The following is a 19697-nucleotide window of genomic DNA, read 5'->3' on the forward strand; positions in this document are numbered from 1 at the left end:
TATAAGCAACAAAAAGAGGAGTGATAGGATTGGAAATTCAAGTACTTGAAAAAGAAGAAATAAAGGTAATTGGAATTTCACGGAGTGGCACTTATTCTCAAATGTACAACATACCAGATTTATTTAATGAAATGAAAGAAAGGTTAGAGGAGGTACCTAATCAAACAAATGATGCAATCTTAATCGCGCCCTTTCATAGCAGAGAAACAGAATTCACCTTTTATGTAACGACACCAGTCGAAAAGGTAGAAAATGTCCCTGATGGTATGGTCGGATTTACCATTCCCCGCAAGAATTATGTTTATTCTTCCTATAAAGGAAGTCTTGAAGAATTAGAAAATACATACAGGCAAATGTTAGTTTGGATGCAAGAGTATGGGTATGAGTTAGACAATCATGCCTTGAGCTTAAAAGTGCTTAAAGAAAATGAATTTGATAGTGGAGGCGGCATGCATTTTGAACTTTATCTGCCTGTGAAAAGCTATAAGGATACCTACTAAAGACTGAATTTTGGGGAGAAGATTTTGTTTCCTCTTTCTTTTTTTAGCATTTCTCATTATTATTATGTATACTAATAGTAATCATATTGAATATTCCTTCGGGGTCAGGTGAAAATCCTAACCGGCGGTGATGAAGCATAGCTTCTTAGTCCGTGACCCGGTTAACAATTGTTAAGCGGTGGATCTGGTGCAAATCCAGAGCCGACAGTTAAAGTCTGGATGGGAGAAGGAAAAAAATCTGGTTTAGCCAAGGGAGTAGTTTACCCTTTTTTAAGCTCTATTTTCTTATTGCCTTTTCCAAGGACCCTGAAGTGTTTTATCTCTTCAGGGTCCTTTTTTATTCTTTTATGAGTGTTAGGAAAGAAGTATTTTTTCAAGGATTTGCAAAAAATAGGTAAGGAGGTCAAAGCTATGTTTACCGGTATTATTGAAGAATTAGGAGTAGTAGTCAATATCCAGCGAAGCGGTGAATCATTTGTTCTTACAATTGATGCAAAAAAAATTCTTAAGGATGTGCATCTTGGAGACAGTATCTCGGTAAACGGAGTTTGCCTGACTGTCACCAGCTTTTCTGGCAATCAGTTTACAGTAGATGTTATGCCTGAGACCGTGAAAGCATCCAGTTTACAATCCCTGAAACGTGGGGCCAAAGTGAATCTTGAAAGAGCGATGGCAGCAGGAGGCAGGTTTGGAGGTCATTTTGTTTCAGGTCATATTGATGGAACTGGCGTAATAAAAAGTAAAAAACAAGTTGAAAATGCAATTTATTACGAAATTGAGGCCTCTCCAGAAATATTAAGGTATGTAATCGAAAGAGGTTCAATTGCCGTTGACGGGACAAGCTTGACTGTATTTGGAGTTACAAATGAAACGTTTACTTTATCACTCATCCCCCATACATTATCTGAGAGTATTATTGGTCTTAAGGAATCAGGTGATATTGTCAATTTAGAATGCGATATGATTGGAAAGTATGTTGGACATTTTTTAACGAGCAGTCAAAATAATAGTAAAAAGAAGAGTCCATCCGGTATTAGCGCGAGTTTTTTAGAAGAGAATGGTTTTCTATAGTTACATCAAAATTGTTTTAGAAAGGGGAGATTAGCATTGTTTGATAATATGGAAGAAGCATTGAATGATTTAAAAGAAGGTAAAGTCATCATTGTTTGTGATGACGAAGACAGAGAAAATGAAGGTGACTTTATCTCTTTAGCTGAAAAGGCTACACCAGAGGTAATCAATCTAATGGCTACACATGGTAGAGGATTAATCTGCGTTCCAATTGACGAGGACTTAGCACAGAAACTTGAACTTTTTCCAATGGTTGCAGTTAATACAGATGTGCATGGTACGGCGTTTACAGTCAGTATTGACCATAAATATTCAACCACAGGTATTTCTGCCTTTGAGCGTTCCGCAACTGTATTAAGCATGCTTGACCCTGAATCTAAGCCTTCTGATTTCAAGAGACCAGGTCATATATTCCCTTTAGTGGCCAAAAAAGGCGGAGTTTTGAGGAGAACAGGTCACACTGAGGCGGCAGTAGATTTGGCAAGATTATGCGGATCTATGCCTGCAGGAGTCATTTGTGAAATCATGAATGAAGATGGCACAATGGCACGTGTGCCGGAGTTGCGGAAAATTGCCGATGAGCTTAATGTGAAGATGATCACCATTAAAGATTTAATTGAATACCGCAATAAAAAAGACAAGCTAGTTAAACGAGAAGTGGAAATAAATTTACCAACGGAATTTGGTGATTTTAAGGCTGCAGGGTATTCAAATGTTATTGATGGAAAAGAACATTTAGCATTAATAAAAGGAGAAATAAATTCTGAGAATCCTATCCTTGTTCGTGTGCATTCAGAGTGTTTAACAGGCGATGTTTTTGGGTCGTACCAATGTCAGTGCAGACCACAGTTACATGCAGCATTAACACAAATTGAACAGGAAGGAAATGGTGTGCTCCTATATATACGTCAGGGAGGCAGTGGTTTACTTGATAAATTGCGGGAGGATAGTCATAACACCTTCGAGGGAAATGAAAGGAATGGAATTGGAGAAGAGCTAAGGGAATTTGGCATCGGTGCCCAAGTTTTAAAAGATTTAGGGATTAGAAAAATGAAGTTGTTAACCAATAACCCGCGAAAAATTAAAGGCATTAAGGGATATGATCTTGAAATCGTCGAAACCGTTCCCTTGCAAATGGAATTACACGAGGAAAAAGTAAAATAAAAAACTAAAAAATATATGGAGGTTTTAACATGAGTAATTTTTATGAAGGTAATTTAGTAGGATCAGGTTTAAAAATTGGAATTGTTGTGGGACGTTTTAATGAATTTATTACCAGCAAATTGCTGAGCGGTGCACAGGATGCCTTAAAAAGACATGGTGTAAGTGAGGAAGATGTGGACATCGCATGGGTGCCAGGAGCATTTGAAATTCCGCTAATTGCTCAAAAAATGGCAAATAGTAAAAAGTATGATGCTGTTATTACATTAGGTACCGTTATTCGCGGTTCCACACCACATTTTGACTATGTATGTAATGAAGTAGCCAAGGGTGTTTCAAAAATTAATCTCGATAGCGGCATCCCCGTTATTTTTGGAGTTTTAACAACAGATTCGATTGAACAAGCAATTGAGCGAGCAGGAACAAAGGCTGGAAATAAAGGATGGGATGTAGCGACTGGTGCCATTGAAATGGCTAATTTAATCCGAAATATGGAATAATAAGATCGTTTTTGAAGAAATTTGTGAAAAATGATACATTTAAATTTTTATTCGATATAATAGGTCTATCATAAAAATATTTAAAGAATAGGTGCTTAAATCTTTTTCTTAAAGATTTTTAGCTTAAAAGGGAAGTTTGGTTAAATGCCAACGCGGTCCCGCCACTGTAAATGGGAGCAACCTACAATATGTCACTGTCAATTTGATGGGAAGACGTAGGAAGTCATGACCATGAGCCAGGAAACCTGCCTAATTCTTGTGCACCAAAAGACCTACGAGGATAGGGAGATGTGGACGACTAGAATCATTTTTTATAATGGAATCTATTCAAACCAACATCTCTACGTTATTGTAGAGGTGTTTTTTGTTTTTTGGGTGCAGGCTTTTTTATGATGTATTTTGACTTAAAAGTCATAGGGGGAAGAAAAATGAAAAAATTATCATCATTATTACTTATTCTATTGTTAACAATAGGTGCTTTGGCAGCATGTGGTGAACAGAAAGAACCTGTAAAGGATGAAGGAAACAGCAGCACTGAGCAAAAAGGAGAAGAAACAGCCTTTCCAGTAACCATAAAAGATGCATTAGATAATGAGGTTACGATAGAGGCAAAACCCGAAAAAATTGTTTCTGTTATACCGAGTAACACAGAGATTGCTTTTGCCTTAGGACTTAATGAAGAAATTGTAGGTGTATCTAATTTTGACAATTTTCCTGAAGAAGCAGCATCAAAAGAGAAAATCGGTGATATGGAACTAAATATCGAAAAAATTATTTCTTTACAACCCAATCTCGTATTGGCACATGAATCAACTGCTGATAATGGGAAAGAAGGACTTCAACAGCTTAGAGATGCTGGAATTGCCGTTTTAATTATTAATGACGCTCTAAATTTCGAAGAGGTGTATGACACAATCAACGTGATTGGAAAAGCTACAGGTGAAACAAAGGCTGCGGAGGATTTAATTAAAGGGATGCAGGATAAATTAGCTGAAATTAAAGCCAAGGCGGGCGAAATAAAGGAAAAGAAAAAGGTGTTTGTAGAGGTATCTCCTGCTCCAGAAGTGTTTACAACGGGAAAAAACACATTTATGGATGAAATGATCAGTTTGATTAATGCTGAAAATATTGCAAACGATCAAGAAGGATGGGTTAAAATGGATCAAGAATCAATCATTGATCGAAACCCGAATGTCATCATTACTACATATGGTTTTTATACTGAAAATGCTACAGAATTAGTGTTAGGTAGACAAGGCTGGGAAAATGTCAATGCGATTAAGAATAAGCAAGTTATCGATGTAGATTCTGACACTGTAACACGTTCAGGTCCAAGGATTGTTGAAGGAGTAGAGGAACTTGCAAAGGCTGTCTATCCGGAAGTTTTTAAATAATAAAGTATTAGCCTATTTGATAGCAGGAAGCTTCCTGCTCCTTTCAATTTTATTGGGTATTTCGATAGGAACCGTTTCGGTTCCTATCTTTACCATTATCCAAATCATAATATCGAAGCTATTTGGCTTAATTTCACTAGATCAAATTGACCCCATGTTTTCGAGTATTGTTTTAAACATTCGTTTACCACGAGTTATATTGGCTGGTTTAGTAGGAGCATCACTAGCGATTGCAGGAGCGGCCTTTCAAGGTCTATTAAGGAATCCATTAGCGGATCCCTATACGTTAGGCGTATCATCAGGTGCGTCCGTCGGGGCGGTACTCACTTTGTTTTTTAACCTATCAATCCCTATAATCGGAAGCTTTACGCTGCCATTACTCAGCATTTTGTTTTCATGGGTTACGATTTTTTTGGTACTGGCTTTCGCCCGAAAAATTGAACGCTCGATGAGAGTGGAAACGATTATCTTAACGGGAATCATCTTTAGTTCCTTTCTCGGTGCCATTATTTCACTCATGATTGCCTTAACTGGTGATGAGCTTAGGCAAATTATTGGCTGGCTCTTGGGAAGTGTATCGATGAGAGGCTGGGAATACATAAAAATTATTTCACCTTTTTTTGTACTAGGATCTGTCATACTTATTTTTAATGCAAAAGAATTAAATGCCATGTCCTTCGGTGAAGAACGAGCCCACCATTTAGGGGTAAACGTTCAAAAGAGAAAATTGATGATCCTGACTGCAGGATCGATTTTGACAGGAGCTGCAGTTGCGGTTTCAGGAACGATTGGTTTTGTGGGACTGGTGATTCCACATCTTTCTCGATTATTATGGGGTCCCGATCATAGGCACCTGCTTCCACTATCAATCATTACGGGAAGTGGATTTTTAATTGTAGCAGATTTAATCTCAAGAACAATTATTTCCCCAACTGAGCTGCCGATTGGAGTCATAACGGCTTTATTTGGTGCCCCGGTATTTGCGTTAATTCTGTTACAGAGAAAAAGAACGGAAAGAAGTGGATAAAGGATGCTTAGGGTTCAAGATGTTTCAGGCGGTTATTCAGATGAATCTGTACTCAAGGATATTTCCTTTGAAGTTCAAACAGGTGAGTTATTCGGGATATTGGGACCTAATGGAAGCGGCAAGACGACTTTGTTAAAAATGATTAGTGGAATCCTGCCGATTGCTAGAGGTGATATATTTATTAAAGAGAAAAGGCTTCAGGAATATAATTCTAAACAACTTGCACAAATCGTAGCGGTTTTATCACAACATTCACAGCAATCCTTTTCTTATACCGTTAAAGAAACCGTTTCACTTGGCCGTTATGCCCATCAATCAGGCTGGTTTCAGACCTGGGGAGAAATGGATGAAAGTATCGTACAGCGTGTAATGAAGCAGACGGGTATCGCTTCCTTCCAAAATAAAAGTATTCAAGAGTTATCCGGTGGTGAAAAACAAAGGGTATTTCTGGCGCAAGCTCTTGCTCAAGAACCCGAAATTCTTCTTTTAGATGAACCAACGAACCACTTAGATTTATCTTATCAAAAGGAATTACTGGATTTATTAAAACACTGGACGACAGAAACGGGTTTAACAGTCCTTTCAATCTTTCATGATTTAAATCTTGCAGGCTTATATTGTGATCGATTGCTACTGCTTGAAAACGGAAGTATTAATATCAACCATATCCCGAATGAAGTGCTAAGGGAAGAAAGAATACGAGACGTCTATCATACTGAAATTAAGAAGCATCCCCATCCAAGAGTAGCAGCTCCTCAAATGGTGTTATTACCCAAAGAGAAGCAGGAAAAGAAAAAAATACAAATCGATGAAAGGATGCTGCGAAGGACCAATGAGTTTATCGAGTTAAAAGCACCTTCACATTTAAGGACGATGTCTTCTGGGGTTATTGGATCGGGAACAGGCTGGCATCATACGTTTGTTAATCGACATGTTGATAAGGACTATAACTGCAGTGATCATCGCAAGGAAATGGCAGGCTTTTTAAAAGAAAAGGGCTTTGAACCTTCTGAAACAGTAGGAATGATGACAGCAGTCATCCTTGAAGATGTTTCCTTTAAGCACATCGAAGGGACTGGTTTTTCTGTCTTTGTTCTCGTAACCGCGGGTGTTGGTAACGCCATAGACTGTTCCAAAAGTGAACAGCATACCTTTGATCAGGTGCCTGGCACCATCAATACCTGGATTTTCGTTAATGGTGAGTTAACGGAGGAAGCATTTATTCAATCTATAATGACTGCTACAGAAGCAAAGGCGAAAGCACTACATGATTTAAGCGTTATCGATGGAGTGACAGGCACCATTGCTACTGGTACTTCGACGGATAGTATTTTAATTGCTGCTACCCAGACTGGTGAGGTTTTGGAATATGCGGGTACCATTACTCCTTTAGGAAAACTCATTGGAAAAGCCGTATACGAGTGCACGGCTGAGGGTATTCGAAAATCTCAAAAAAGGAAATTCGTATGATTGCCTATCATTTGATTGCTATAACCATTGCATATTTCATTGATAAGCTAGTAGGAGATCCCCCTCATTGGCCACATCCTGTTAGATGGATAGGATCGTTGATTTCATTCTTCGAAAAACGCTTAAATCATGGAAAAAGTAAAAGATTAAAAGGGGTCGCTATGCTCCTTTTTGTTTTATTGATAGCCTTCTTGATAGTAAAGGTATTTGTAGTAATTAGTTATAGGATTCACCCAATTGCTGGTATTATCGTTGAAAGTATTATTATTGCAACAACAATTGCCCAAAAAAGTTTAAAAGAAGCTTCGCTTGATGTCTATGGCCCCTTAGAAAAAGGGGACTTGGCTGGTGCAAGAATAAAACTATCTTACATTGTCGGAAGAGATACAGAAACATTAAATGAAGGTGAAATTGCACGCGGAGCAATCGAGACGGTGGCTGAAAATACGAGTGACGGGGTGACAGCACCGTTGTTTTGGGCCCTAATTGGGGGAGCGCCGCTGGCAATGGTTTATCGTGCAACGAATACCTGTGATTCGATGGTAGGATATGTGAATGATAGATATAAAGATTTCGGCTGGGCTTCTGCTAAATGGGATGATGTAATGAATTGGATTCCAAGCAGAGTTACAGGAATCCTTATGCTAATCGGGACAAAGCCTAACAAAATGGAGTATAGACGGGCTTGGATGATATTGTTCCGAGATGCCAAGAAGCATCCGAGTCCAAACAGCGGCTGGGGTGAAGCAGCGGTGGCTGCCATTTTAGGGATTCAGCTTGGCGGTATAAATTATTACAAAGGAATACTTTCAAATCGGGCAAGGATGGGGGAGCCTCTTCACCCCATTCAAGCAGGTCATATTTTATTAGCTAATAGAATCTTAGATAAAACAGTCTTTTTATTTTTGCTGTTTTTATGGATAGGAGGGATGATTCTTGAAATGGCCATCACATGGATCAAATCCGCAGCACCTTTTTAAGTCGATGGGACTTGCGCTCCCAGAAAAGTATATAGATTTTAGTGCAAATATTAATCCTATAGGTCCGCCTCCCCTGCTAAAAGAGAAATGGAATGATTTTTATCAAGAAATTACCGTGTATCCTGACCCATTTGCCGAAAAACTTAAGAGCCGGATCGTAGAAAGTGAACAAATTTCTGATGATTTCATCTTAATTGGAAATGGCGGAGCGGAACTCATTACCCTTGTGGCAAGGTTCCTTCAAGGAAAAAAGGTAATAGTGGTGGAACCAACTTTTTCTGAATATGAAAAGGCTTGTCGGGCTAATCATTGTGAGATTCAGTATCATCAATTAAAAGAGCCAAATTTTGTGCTAAGTATGGATGAGCTACGCCCAAGTTTACCGAGTGCAGATGCTTTATTCTTATGTAATCCAAATAATCCAACTGGTATTCAATATTCTGTATCAACCGTACTTTCAATTATTGAGGAATGTCAAAAACAAAAATGCTTCGTGATTTTGGATGAAGCTTTCTATGATTTTTTAATAGATTATCATTCTTTTATTCCTTACATATATAAGTTCTCAAATTTAATCATCATCCGTTCGATGACAAAAATGTTTGCAATTCCTGGACTCCGGTTAGGATATTTAGCTGCAACCCCAGATACTATTGTCAAACTTAGCACACTGCAGCCACATTGGAGTATCAATACCATTGCCTTATTGGCGGGAGAACTTTGCCTGCAAAATAAAGATTTTATTAATGAGACTCGAAGTTATATAAGGGAAGAACGGGAGCGGTTATTTACATTTTTTAATAAAAATACTTTTGAGATTACACCTTCCCAAATAAATTTTTATTTGTTACGAGATCCCTTTCTCAAGGATCAGTTTAGCTTTTTTGAATTTCTTTTACACCAAGGGATTATTCCTCGCCATACGTTTAATTTTCCAGGGTTGGAAGGAAATTGGCTTCGCTTTGCGATAAAAAGTAAGGAAGAAAATAGTAAATTAATGGAGGTGTTGCTGGAATGGCGGCAGCTTCATTAATCTTTATTTCTGGCGGGGTCAGGAGCGGGAAAAGCAGCTTTGCAGAAAAATTAGCACTAGAGCTCGCAAAGGAAAATGGTGGTCAATTAAACTATTTGGCAACAGGTGTGGCTTCGGACCAAGAAATGAAGGAACGAATTGCAAAACACCGGAGTGACCGAGAGATAGGAAAGTACCGATGGAGAACGATTGAACAGTCACTAAATATTGGGGAGATTGCTCATATTTTTAACGATGAAGATATTATTCTTCTTGATTGTGTTACGACCCTCTTAAATAATGAACTGTTTTCTGCAAACCAAAAATGGGATGAGTCTTTTTTGACAAAAGTAATGGAAACGATCATAACAGGGATAAATGACATACGTGACAGAGCAAAAGTTTTAATTGTTGTTAGTAATGAAGTTTTCCATGAGTCAATGGTCGAAAATGAACTAGTATTTTCATATGGACGTATTCTTGGGAAGATTCATCAGCAATTGGTGAAGGCCGCTGATCAAGCATTTTTAGTTGAAGCGGGAATAGCGATCAACATGAAGGGAGTTAGGATATGAAAGGAATTATGATTCAAGGAACCGCATCCGATGTTGGGAAAAGCCTCATTGTGACCGCGCTCTGCCGGATGTTTGCCAATGATGGAGTAAAAGTAGTTCCCTTCAAATCTCAAAATATGTCCAATAATTCTTATGTGACAAAGGATGGAAAAGAAATTGGCAGAGCACAAGGAATCCAGGCGGAAGCTGCAAAAATTGAGGCAACTGTATGGATGAATCCTATTCTTTTAAAGCCCCGCTCGAATCAGGATTCTGAGATTGTATATTTAGGTAAAGCGTTGAAAACTCTTTCAGGAAGAGGGTATCGAGAAACTTTTTATGAAAAGGGGCTTGAGGTGATTCAGAAGTCTTTAAATCAGTTATCAAGTGAATACGAACTAGTGGTTATAGAAGGTGCCGGGAGTCCGGTTGAAATCAATCTCAAGGATCGAGAGCTTGTGAATATGAAGGTGGCTGAGCTGGCAGATGTTCCTGTGATTCTGGTAGCGGATATTGACAGAGGCGGAGTTTTTGCAAGTATTGTTGGCACTATTGAGCTTTTTGAACCCGAAGAAAGACAAAGAGTTGCAGGCATTATTATTAATAAATTCCGCGGTGATATCAGTTTATTTGAAGATGGGATTCAGTGGCTGGAAAAGAAAACGGGAATTCCTGTATTAGGTGTACTGCCATATGTAGAAAAACATATGATTGATGGGGAAGATTCTTTGTCATTAAGCAATCAATTTTCAAACAGGAAAAAAGGGAATCTGGATATTGCTGTCATCCATCTCCCATTTGTTTCGAACTATAGTGATCTGGAACCATTTCTATATGAAGAGGATGTTTCGATTCGCTGGGTCAAACATCCTTCTGATTTTGGTAATCCCGACGCGGTCATTATTCCTGGGACCAAGAGTACGATCCATGATTTGAATACGCTAAGAGATAGACATTTAGATAACTTGATTCAAAATCATATAGAACATGGCGGTTATGTTGTAGGTATTTGTGGAGGGTATCAAATTCTGGGTGAAGAAATTATCGATGAAATGGGTTCGGATACAGGGATACCTAACAAAAGCGTGGCAGGATTGGGATGGATTCCAGGCAGAACCACTTTTTATGATGAAAAAGAAACAGTGAGAGCTGCAGGAGTCTACCACGAAAATACAGGTTTGATCACAAATGGAAAGCTAGAAGGGTATGAAATACATTTAGGGAAGACAGTACTACATCAGCAAGGCTGTTCATTTCTAGTGCTTGAAAATGGAAAAGAAGAAGGGTTTTACGGCAAAAATGGTCTAATTATTGGAACGTATCTGCATCATCTTTTTCATAATGATGAATGGAGAAATCATTGGTTAAACATGATTCGAAAAAGCAAAGGCTTACACAGTAAAGAAACCATTTATATAAATGAGTACAAAGATAAAAGATATGATGAAATTGCGGGAAAAATGAGAGAACATCTAAATTTTGAACAGCTAAATGACATGATCCATAAGTGGTGCTCAAAATGAAATTTCTAAAGGGTTTCTTACTCGACCTGCAATTTTTTACTGCCATTCCCATACGTTTTGAATTACCAATGGATATACCTCATCTAAAAAGTGCTGTTCAAGCCTTCCCTTTAGTAGGACTTCTACAAGGGGGGATATATGCCTCACTTTTTTATGTCTTGACTGAATATACGCCTTTGTCCACTCTTGCAATCGCGTTCTTTCTTTGGCTCATGAGTATTCTGTTAACAGGCGGAATTCACTTAGACGGCTGGATGGATGCAAGCGATGCTTATTTTTCATACGGCGATCAGCCGAAAAGGCTAGAGATTATGAAGGACCCAAGAACTGGTGCCTTTGGTGTAATCTCGGTTATTGTCTTGTTAAGCTGCCGTTTTCTCTTTATTTATGAGATTACCGAAAATGTACAAGTAGTTTCATACTGGATGATTGCAGCTATCCCATTTTTGAGTAAAAGTGTCATGGGTGTCCTGCTGCTTACTGTAAAGTCCGCTAAAAATGAGGGACTAGGCGCTTTATTCCAAAGTGCCGCAACAATAAAGGTATTATGGATTTATCCCTTTTATTTTTCTGCCATTCTTGGTCTCATGACTTTCGTTGATAATGGCTTCTTTCTTCTTTCGATTTTGATTGTTATTGCCTGTGCTAGTTTGCTAGTATGTCGCCGAAAAGCAGTAAGCTGGTTTGGTGGGATTACGGGGGATGTTTTAGGTGCTGCTGTGGAAGGGACTGAATTATTTTTATGGATGACACTGTGGTTATTGCATTATTTCGCCATGGCCTAACAGAGGAGAATAAACGGAAAGCCTATTTAGGATGGAACGATTCTTCTTTATGCACACAGTCTGCGAATCTGAGCACGAGCAACAGGTACGATCTCTATTATTCAAGTGATTTGCCAAGATGTATAACGACAGGGAATATCCTTTTTCCAAATAACGATCTGAATCTGTTACCTCATTTAAGGGAAATGAATTTTGGTCAATGGGAAGGAAAAACCTATGAAGATTTAAAAGAATTTCCTCTATATCAACAATGGCTATCAAATCCTACATCCTATTGTCCGCCAGGCGGAGAGTCATTTGAGGAATTCACACATAGGATTCAAAATGGGTGGGGAAAGATTGCTGGAAAAATTCTCTCTGAAAACATCGAACGCTGTGCCATTATCACGCATGGCGGAATCATTCGATATTTATTGTCTAAATATGCACCTATGAAAAATGATTTTTGGTATTGGCAAGCACCGCATGAGCAAGGATATGAACTTATTTTTGAAAGAGAAGCATTAAGGAGGGGTGATCGTTGCACTTTATTACGGGAGGTGCCTTTAACGGCAAAAGAGCATGGGTAAAGAATACTTACGGTTTAACTGGCAGCTGGCTTTCAGCTTATCAGGAAACACCTCTGACAGAAAACTTTAACCATATTAATAGTGATTTACTAGTTTTAGAAGGAATCGAAATTTGGATAAAAGAGTTAACCAAAACATATGATTCATACAGAAGCCGGGAAATTTGGATTCAAATCATAAACAATTGGCTTTCCTGGGAAAAAGCAGAGCTCGAGCGAAGACTAGTGGTAATTGGGACGGATATCACAAAAGGAGTTGTCCCGATAGAGAGAGAAAATAGATTATGGCGGGATGTAACAGGATGGGCCTACCAAGATCTTTCTGCAATGGCGGATAAAGTGGATGTCATTTGGTATGGATTAAATCAAACAATCAAACAAACGGGGGATGAGAAGCAATGAAACTTTATACAAGAACGGGCGACAAAGGAAAAACTAGTATTATTGGAGGAAGAGTAGACAAGGATGATATTCGAGTGGAAGCCTACGGAACAGTAGATGAAGTAAATTGTTTTGTAGGGCAGGTTATGACTGAACTCGATGAGGTAACTTTTAAGGATGTATTAGTGGATCTTGAGAAAATCCAGCATGAATTATTTGATTGTGGCGGGGATCTTGCCAATATTTCCGATAAAGTTGAGTTTAAGCTGGAGAAAGAAACCATTGAGTACCTAGAAAAGAAAATCGATGAGTATATTTTAGAAGCTCCAGAGCTCGAAAGGTTTATTCTACCTGGCGGCACAAAGCCCTCCGCTTCGATTCATATTGCCAGAACGGTGACAAGAAGAGCAGAGAGATTAGTTGTCTCCTTAATGAAAAACGACGAGAAAACGCCTGAAATAGCATTAAAATATCTAAATCGACTTTCAGACTATTTCTTTGCCTTAGCAAGAGTGGTAAATTATCGACTAAACGTAAAAGACGTAGAATATGTTCGGAGTGCAAAAGTGTTCAGGGATGGGAAGCGGAAAGATGAAAAGTAGAATGCTCATTTTACTGGCTTTATTTTCAGCCTTATCTGCAGTTGGGGCTGCGATTAAAATTCCGGCAATCATCGGCACTGTAGCTTTCGATGTTTTTCCAGCATTACTGGCTGCTGCCTTGTTAGGGAGTGGAGCAGGTGCCATTGTTGGTGCGTTAGGGCATTTGTTATCTGCCTTAATCGCAGGTTTTCCATTAGGACCGATGCATGGTTTAATAGCAATCGAAATGGCAGTTCTTGTCTATATTTTTGGTGTTCTTTATAAAAAGAATAAAAAGGTTATTGCGAGTATTCTATTTATCCTTGCAAATGCATTTGCTGCCCCATTGCCGTTTATTTTTTTAATGAATATAGCATTTTATGTCGCAATCGTTCCGTCATTATTAATCGGATCAATAATCAATGCAGTCATCGCTTTGGTGGCAATTCCACGGCTAAAATCGTTGGTCAAACAAGATATAATTAAAAGAGATGTAAAGTTATGAGAGATATCATCACAATCCCGTTAAATAATGAAGAATCGCTTATCATCGCGAGTGATAATAGTGGTGGTATTGGAATGAAAGAACATGATCTTATTCAGGTCTCCTACGAAACAGTCGCGTATTATGCATTTAGAGTAGCAGCAATGGAATGTATCGCAGCAGGGGGGGAGCTAGTTTCAGTAGTTCTTCATAATTTTTGTGGAGATGACTCATGGAGTGAACTCGTAAATGGAATTCAAAAAGGATTGGCAGAATTGAACCTAGGGAATATACCTATCACTGGCAGTACAGAGAGTAATTTCCATCTGAAACAATCTGCGGTTGGTTTAGTAGTACTAGGAAAAAAGCCTTTTGATAAAATAACAGAGAAGATTTTTTCAAATGATCTTAACTTTGCCGTAATCGGTAAGCCTCTTGTTGGGAATGAAGTGATGGATCATGCGCACGAGGTTGTACCTTTATCGACTTTCCGGAAAGTCTCTAACCTTCAGGATATTATGGTTTGGCCCGTCGGTTCAAAAGGAATCCTAGCAGAGTTCAATCAGATGTTTCCTTCTAAAGAATTTACAAAGGAAATGCTTGGAGCGGATCTTGACGTATTAAAATCATCGGGACCGGCAACTTGCTTTATTATTGCCTTTGAACAAGATCAAGAAGAGGCTATAAAAAAAATAGCAGCAGCGTTTTACCATTCCATTACAGTTAAATAAAATAGCACGCCGTTGTGGCGTGCTATTCTTTTATTCCTTGAAGTTTTTGGATAACCGTATCAATGCCTTTTCCGATTGAAATCATCGCATCTTCAAAACCTTTTTTCCATACTGGGGCCTGTTCTTGAATCTTTTCACCGAGCTTTTGGGCATTTTGATTTAATTCTTTTTTGATTTTTTCTGCCTGCTCTTTTATCTCTTCTCTTGTCTGTGTTTTACCAGCTAATTGGTCATTAATCGAAACGACATCAAACGTTTCACTTTGTATATGAGGGATGGATGATTTCATGATTTCTTTGAAAATCGGGACAACATTTCCAGAACCGCTGCTTGGTAGATAATGTTGTCGATCGGTTTGGTCATATCCTATCCATATCGCTGCGACTAAATTAGGTGTGTAACCAACCATCCATTGATCTTTCGTCCCGTTTATATCATTAAAGGGAAGCTGGGTGGAACCTGTTTTTCCAGCTATCTGAACATCAGGAATACGTGCGTTTTTGCCAGTTCCAGATTCTACAACATTAAGAAGCATAGCTGTCATCTTATCAGCATTCTCCTTTGAAGTTACCTTTGTGGTTTCCGGTTCCCGTTCCGCAATGATATTTCCAGTAGGACCTACTATTTTGGTAATAAGATGGCTGTCTTGTCGCTTACCGCCATTTGGAAATGCAGAGAATGCATTTGCTAATTGAAGCGGAGATACTCCTTTGTTCATTCCCCCTAATGCAATCGCAAGGTGTTTATCCTCTTTTTCGACTGGCAATCCAAAGGCTTTAAGCTTGTCTAATCCTTTCTCGAGACCAATTTCATTTAAGAGCCAGACGGCTGGGACATTTAACGAGTCTTCCAAAGCTTTATACATCTGAACCTTCCCCTGATAGGTTTTTGAGAAATTTTCTGGATTGTATTCTCCAAAAGAAGTAGGCTCATCAACAAGCTCGGAATTGAATGTATAGCCATCTTCAAGAGCTGGTGTATATACCGCGAGCGGCTTAATCGTTGAACCTGGCTGAGCCTTTAATTGGGTAGCTCGGTTAAATCCTCTAAATACATGCTCACCACGGCCGCCAACAAGAGCGAATACACCTCCTGAAGAGGGGTCCATCAGGACAGAACCGGTTTCAACAATGCGATCTTTGGAACTTTTCGGGAAAAGGGATTTATTATTGTTTACCTTTTCGAGTCCTGCCTGCAGGTTTTGATCTAATTCGGTATATATCCGGTACCCTCTGGTTAAAATTTCTTCCTGCGTTAATCCGTATTTATTGATTGCTTCGTTTAAGACCGCATCCACATAATAAGGATATTTACGCTCAACAAAACTTCCGCTGCCGCTATTAATCTCGATCTTTTCTTCCTTAGCCGCTGTGTATTGTTCCTTCGTAATCATCTCAAGCTCATTCATCTTGCTAAGAACGACATTTCTGCGTTTTATTGCAACATCATAGTTTTTTGTTGGATCAAGGTAATTTGGTGACTGCAATAACCCTGCAAGCAAGGCAGCCTCACTAATGGTAACTTCGGTAATCGTTTTATTAAAATATCTTTTTGATGCATTACTGATTCCCCATGCACCGCTCCCAAAATAAACTTGATTTAAGTACATTTGTAAGATTTCATCTTTTTTATAGACTTTCTCGATCTTCACCGCCAAAAATAGCTCTTCTGCTTTTCGTTTATAGGTTTGTTCAGGTGAAAGTAATGCATTTTTCGCTAATTGCTGTGTTAGCGTACTGCCGCCGCCAGTAATCTCTCCCGCAAATAAATTGTTGAAAAAAGCCCTCATTATTCCCTTAAGATCAAATCCTTTATGTTCATAAAAACGCTCATCTTCAATGGCAACCACTGCACCAGGAACATATTTCGGGAGCTCATCAATCTCAATCCCTCCAGTCCGATTGGTCGCTACATTTGTTGCCACACTTTCATTACGATCATAAATGACAGTCGGTTGACTGAGACCTTCCTTTAATGTCTGTACATTGGCTCTAGTTGCAAGCCAGCCGAAATAAACAATGGTTACGAGGATGACAATCAGAATAACTAATAATAATAGCTGTGTAATATGTTTCTTTTTCCAGAAACGGACAATCATTTCCCAATAGGGGCGTAATTTCTCCATTGTGTCTCCTTTCCTTCAAAAGGGATTTTGCTTTATTCATTATAAATTTATTATCAGAAAAACACCAATCATTGCCTTTATTGGAGAATGATAAAAATATTTAAATAACCTGTAGGGGGTTGATGAGGAGACTACGTCTATTAAGGTGAAGTAGGGAAACAGGAGGAAATTATGATTACAATCAAAAACTTAAGTCATGAATTTACTGTAGGAAAAAAAGGAAGACAAACCGTCATCCCAGTACTTAGAGATATTTCTATTGAAGTTGAAAAAGGGGAAATCGTAACCATAGTTGGCAGGAGCGGTTCTGGTAAATCAACTCTATTAAATCTTGTAAGTGGTTTTATTCACCCGAACGAAGGTGAAATTTGGATCAATGGTGAGAAGGTTTCAGAATTGAATGAGACCAAATTTGCAGATTTTAGAATCAAGAACCTCGGTTTTATTTTTCAAAGCTTTCAATTGATTCCGAGTATGACAGCTTTTCAGAATGTGGAACTTCCACTTATTTTAAAAGGGGTCAGTGAAGATAAAAGAAAAAAACAGACGGAGGAAATGCTGGCTAAAGTTGGTTTGTTAGATTACCAGGAACACTACCCAGGAGAATTATCAGGGGGACAGCAGCAGAGGGTAAGTATTGCTCGTGCTTTAATTGTTAATCCTCCTATTATTCTAGCGGATGAACCCACTGGCAGTCTTGACAGTGAAACAGAGGAAGATTTATTGAAGTTTATCAAGCAGTTGAATGCAGATTTAGGGATTACCTTTCTAATCATTACCCATGATGAAAAGGTAGCTGAAATCGGTCATCGAACCATTGAATTAGCTGATGGGCGAATGAAAGAGGAGGTGCTTGTATGAAGCTGAGAGACCAATTCCGTTTCGTTCGTCAAAATATGAAGAAAAATAGAACAAGAGTTTACATGACCATTCTTGCAACAGCAATGGGCTGTGCATTCTTAATTGTTCTTGCATCCGTTGGATTTGGATTACAAAAATCAGTTGTAAAGGAAATCTTAGAGGGCGGGATTGTTACCCAAATTGATGTTTATGGACAAGAAACAAATGATGGAAACGGTTATCGCCAGATAGAAGTTAAAGATATTCAAGCATTTGAAAAGCTTGAGGATGTTAAAGCCGTAACTACGAGGAAAATGCTCCAGCAGGAAGGTACCTATTCGATTGAAAATTATCAGCTAAGTACACAAACCGTGGTCGCTGACTTTCCGTCTGAAATAAAAGCAGGTTTTGAATTGTCAGCTGGCCGTCTGGCAATGGCAAAGGATGAAGTAGTGGTCGGCTATCATTTCCCACTCAATCTTTCTGTAAAAGGGGAGACGCAAAAAGAGTGGTTTGACGAAAAAGGGCAATTGAAAGAAGAATTTCGTTTCAATGGGGAACTTATTGGAGAAAAAATCAATCTTACTGTTCAAAAAGTAGAGGGGGGTAAACCTGTAGATAAGATCATACCCCTTACTGTTGTGGGTATTTCTAAAAAACCAACGAAGGAATGGCAAGAGGATAGAAGTGTATATATTTCAGAGGACATCCTGATGGAAATCGAGGCATTTACGGGAACACCAAAAGGGATTGTCCTCGATTCAAATAGTGGGGTGGAGTTAGCTGAACTTGAAGCTGATAAGAATACTTTTGATGATGTGAAAATTCACGCAAAAAATATGGAAGGTGTCCAAGGGATAGCGGACAAATTAAAAGAAGAGAAATACGCAACCTATTCAGTAGTAAATGAATTGAAGCAAGTTAATTTGATGTTTGCCATCGCAAAAGTAGGACTTATTTTTATAGGGACGATTGCGATTCTAATTGCTTCAATCGGAATTTATAATACGATGACGATGGCCGTAACAGAACGTGCGCCTGATATCGGTATTATGAAAGCAATCGGAGCAACTCCTCGAACCATAAAGCGAATTTTCCTGCTGGAGAGTAGTTATATTGGGTTGATTGGGGCATTAATTGGTACCGTTGTTTCCTACGGGATAAGTTACGCAGTTAACTTTGTTATTCCTCTAATCATTAAGCAGGCATTTGGTGAGGAAACCCCTCCTGATCTAATATTTAGCGATATTCCACTTAGTCTGCCGATTATCTGTGTGGCGATCTGTTATGGTGTTACAATCCTTTCAGGTCTTCGTCCTGCACAAAGAGCAACGAAAGTGGATGTTTTAAAAGCAATGAGAAGAGAAATATAAATAAGATTCTGTGATATTGGCGGACAACCATTTTCGGTCCAAGCATATGTTAGTAGAAAGAACTCCTATAACATAGGAAGGAGATGGGGAAATGATCAACTGGAAAGTCCGCTTTAAAAACAGGAGCTGGGTTGTGGCCTTTATTGCTCAGTTAATGATTGTTGCGCAAATGCTCTTGGGAGGATTAAATGCATTAGGGATTACTGATTTTCAACTTTCAGATGCCATTCAGCAATCCATTTTAACGTTTGTTAATGCATTATTTATTTTACTTTCGATGATTGGACTTATTCAAGACCCAACGACAAAAGGTATGAGCGACAGCGAACGAGCAAAAACATATAAAGAACCAAACTAATAACAGGTAACGCTCGACTTCCCAATGTGGTTGGTCGGGCGTTTTAATTTTTTGTAGAATATTGTTGGTAAAAGGAGATTGAAATTTCTGAATCGTCGATAAGGTAAAAGGTATAATTGAAATGAGGATAAATGAACATTTTGATAAAGATATCAGTAAGAAAGGGGTTCTTTACATGTGGTCCTGGTTTGGAATGGGTTTACTAATATATAGCCTTTTTATTATCCTAGAGGAGTCCATCTATCTTATTTGGAATCGATATGTTTATGGACCTAAAGT

21 protein-coding genes and 2 riboswitches are annotated in these 19697 nt (G+C 38.7%); of the genes, 20 read left to right on the plus strand and 1 reads right to left on the minus strand.

Annotated features, from left to right (window positions below; translation table 11 throughout):
* Positions 1 to 29: 29 nt before the first annotated feature.
* The 17 genes from QNH48_RS12230 to QNH48_RS12310 all read left to right on the plus strand — a co-directional run bounded on the left by QNH48_RS12230 (position 30) and on the right by QNH48_RS12310 (position 14722).
* The gene (locus QNH48_RS12230; protein ID WP_283955142.1) at positions 30 to 500 is read left to right on the plus strand and encodes a GyrI-like domain-containing protein; all 471 of its coding nucleotides are present in this window, start codon (positions 30 to 32) and stop codon (positions 498 to 500) included.
* Between the two features lie 90 nt (positions 501 to 590).
* A riboswitch (FMN riboswitch) is annotated at positions 591 to 735 on the plus strand.
* Positions 736 to 911: 176 nt separating this feature from the next.
* Positions 912 to 1571 (plus strand): riboflavin synthase, encoded by a 660-nt coding sequence (ribE, locus tag QNH48_RS12235; RefSeq protein ID WP_283955143.1) that lies wholly within the window; start codon positions 912 to 914, stop codon positions 1569 to 1571.
* A gap of 36 nt (positions 1572 to 1607) precedes the next feature.
* Positions 1608 to 2735 carry a 3,4-dihydroxy-2-butanone-4-phosphate synthase gene (gene ribB / locus QNH48_RS12240; protein WP_133368442.1) on the plus strand — a complete coding sequence of 376 codons (1128 nt, stop codon included), beginning with the start codon at positions 1608 to 1610 and terminating at the stop codon, positions 2733 to 2735.
* A gap of 29 nt (positions 2736 to 2764) precedes the next feature.
* Entirely contained in the window at positions 2765 to 3232 is a 468-nt protein-coding gene (gene ribH, locus QNH48_RS12245) for a 6,7-dimethyl-8-ribityllumazine synthase (RefSeq protein WP_133368441.1), read from the plus strand.
* A gap of 72 nt (positions 3233 to 3304) precedes the next feature.
* A riboswitch (cobalamin riboswitch) is annotated at positions 3305 to 3499 on the plus strand.
* 161 nt (positions 3500 to 3660) lie between these two features.
* The gene (locus QNH48_RS12250; RefSeq protein WP_283955144.1) at positions 3661 to 4626 is read left to right on the plus strand and encodes an ABC transporter substrate-binding protein; all 966 of its coding nucleotides are present in this window, start codon (positions 3661 to 3663) and stop codon (positions 4624 to 4626) included.
* The gene (locus QNH48_RS12255) at positions 4592 to 5653 is read left to right on the plus strand and encodes a FecCD family ABC transporter permease (RefSeq protein ID WP_283955145.1); all 1062 of its coding nucleotides are present in this window, start codon (positions 4592 to 4594) and stop codon (positions 5651 to 5653) included. The genes QNH48_RS12250 and QNH48_RS12255 overlap by 35 nt, the downstream gene beginning before the upstream one ends.
* Before the next feature lie 3 nt (positions 5654 to 5656).
* Positions 5657 to 7123: an adenosylcobinamide amidohydrolase gene (locus QNH48_RS12260; protein ID WP_283955146.1), complete on the plus strand. Its 1467-nt coding sequence runs from the start codon at positions 5657 to 5659 to the stop codon at positions 7121 to 7123.
* Complete coding sequence (gene cbiB, locus QNH48_RS12265) at positions 7120 to 8103, plus strand: adenosylcobinamide-phosphate synthase CbiB (RefSeq protein WP_283955147.1); 984 nt, start codon at positions 7120 to 7122, stop codon at positions 8101 to 8103. Before QNH48_RS12260 ends, cbiB begins: the two co-directional genes overlap by 4 nt.
* A complete protein-coding gene (gene cobD, locus QNH48_RS12270; RefSeq protein ID WP_283955148.1) occupies positions 8060 to 9136 on the plus strand; it encodes a threonine-phosphate decarboxylase CobD in 1077 nt (358 codons plus the stop codon). The genes cbiB and cobD overlap by 44 nt, the downstream gene beginning before the upstream one ends.
* Positions 9118 to 9690 (plus strand): bifunctional adenosylcobinamide kinase/adenosylcobinamide-phosphate guanylyltransferase, encoded by a 573-nt coding sequence (locus QNH48_RS12275; RefSeq protein WP_283955149.1) that lies wholly within the window; start codon positions 9118 to 9120, stop codon positions 9688 to 9690. Before cobD ends, QNH48_RS12275 begins: the two co-directional genes overlap by 19 nt.
* Positions 9687 to 11192, plus strand: coding sequence for a cobyric acid synthase (locus tag QNH48_RS12280; protein ID WP_283955150.1), 1506 nt, complete (start codon positions 9687 to 9689; stop codon positions 11190 to 11192). The genes QNH48_RS12275 and QNH48_RS12280 overlap by 4 nt, the downstream gene beginning before the upstream one ends.
* A complete protein-coding gene (gene cobS / locus QNH48_RS12285) occupies positions 11189 to 11977 on the plus strand; it encodes an adenosylcobinamide-GDP ribazoletransferase (protein ID WP_283955151.1) in 789 nt (262 codons plus the stop codon). The genes QNH48_RS12280 and cobS overlap by 4 nt, the downstream gene beginning before the upstream one ends.
* On the plus strand, positions 11947 to 12546 hold the full coding sequence (locus tag QNH48_RS12290) for a histidine phosphatase family protein (RefSeq protein ID WP_283955152.1): 600 nt from the start codon (positions 11947 to 11949) through the stop codon (positions 12544 to 12546). Before cobS ends, QNH48_RS12290 begins: the two co-directional genes overlap by 31 nt.
* Positions 12498 to 12947 (plus strand): bifunctional adenosylcobinamide kinase/adenosylcobinamide-phosphate guanylyltransferase, encoded by a 450-nt coding sequence (locus QNH48_RS12295; protein ID WP_283955153.1) that lies wholly within the window; start codon positions 12498 to 12500, stop codon positions 12945 to 12947. Before QNH48_RS12290 ends, QNH48_RS12295 begins: the two co-directional genes overlap by 49 nt.
* Positions 12944 to 13528 carry a cob(I)yrinic acid a,c-diamide adenosyltransferase gene (locus tag QNH48_RS12300; RefSeq protein WP_283955154.1) on the plus strand — a complete coding sequence of 195 codons (585 nt, stop codon included), beginning with the start codon at positions 12944 to 12946 and terminating at the stop codon, positions 13526 to 13528. The genes QNH48_RS12295 and QNH48_RS12300 overlap by 4 nt, the downstream gene beginning before the upstream one ends.
* Positions 13518 to 14012, plus strand: a complete 495-nt coding sequence (locus QNH48_RS12305; RefSeq protein ID WP_283955155.1) for an ECF transporter S component — start codon at positions 13518 to 13520, stop codon at positions 14010 to 14012. Before QNH48_RS12300 ends, QNH48_RS12305 begins: the two co-directional genes overlap by 11 nt.
* Positions 14009 to 14722 carry an ATP-binding protein gene (locus QNH48_RS12310; protein ID WP_283955156.1) on the plus strand — a complete coding sequence of 238 codons (714 nt, stop codon included), beginning with the start codon at positions 14009 to 14011 and terminating at the stop codon, positions 14720 to 14722. Before QNH48_RS12305 ends, QNH48_RS12310 begins: the two co-directional genes overlap by 4 nt.
* A 22-nt stretch (positions 14723 to 14744) precedes the next feature.
* Here QNH48_RS12310 and QNH48_RS12315 read toward each other — a convergent pair whose 3' ends face one another.
* Positions 14745 to 16847 carry a PBP1A family penicillin-binding protein gene (locus tag QNH48_RS12315; protein ID WP_283955157.1) on the minus strand — a complete coding sequence of 701 codons (2103 nt, stop codon included), beginning with the start codon at positions 16845 to 16847 and terminating at the stop codon, positions 14745 to 14747.
* A 171-nt stretch (positions 16848 to 17018) separates the two neighbouring features.
* Here QNH48_RS12315 and QNH48_RS12320 point away from each other — a divergent pair, with 171 nt between their 5' ends.
* From QNH48_RS12320 to QNH48_RS12330, 3 genes are all read left to right on the plus strand, one after another.
* A complete protein-coding gene (locus QNH48_RS12320; RefSeq protein ID WP_283955158.1) occupies positions 17019 to 17708 on the plus strand; it encodes an ABC transporter ATP-binding protein in 690 nt (229 codons plus the stop codon).
* Positions 17705 to 19060, plus strand: a complete 1356-nt coding sequence (locus QNH48_RS12325) for an ABC transporter permease (protein WP_283955159.1) — start codon at positions 17705 to 17707, stop codon at positions 19058 to 19060. Before QNH48_RS12320 ends, QNH48_RS12325 begins: the two co-directional genes overlap by 4 nt.
* Before the next feature lie 91 nt (positions 19061 to 19151).
* Positions 19152 to 19418 carry a phage holin gene (locus QNH48_RS12330; RefSeq protein ID WP_283955160.1) on the plus strand — a complete coding sequence of 89 codons (267 nt, stop codon included), beginning with the start codon at positions 19152 to 19154 and terminating at the stop codon, positions 19416 to 19418.
* The last annotated feature ends 279 nt before the right edge of the window (positions 19419 to 19697 follow it).

Source organism: Neobacillus sp. YX16 (genome assembly GCF_030123505.1).
Taxonomy (GTDB): Bacteria; Bacillota; Bacilli; order Bacillales; family Cytobacillaceae; genus Neobacillus.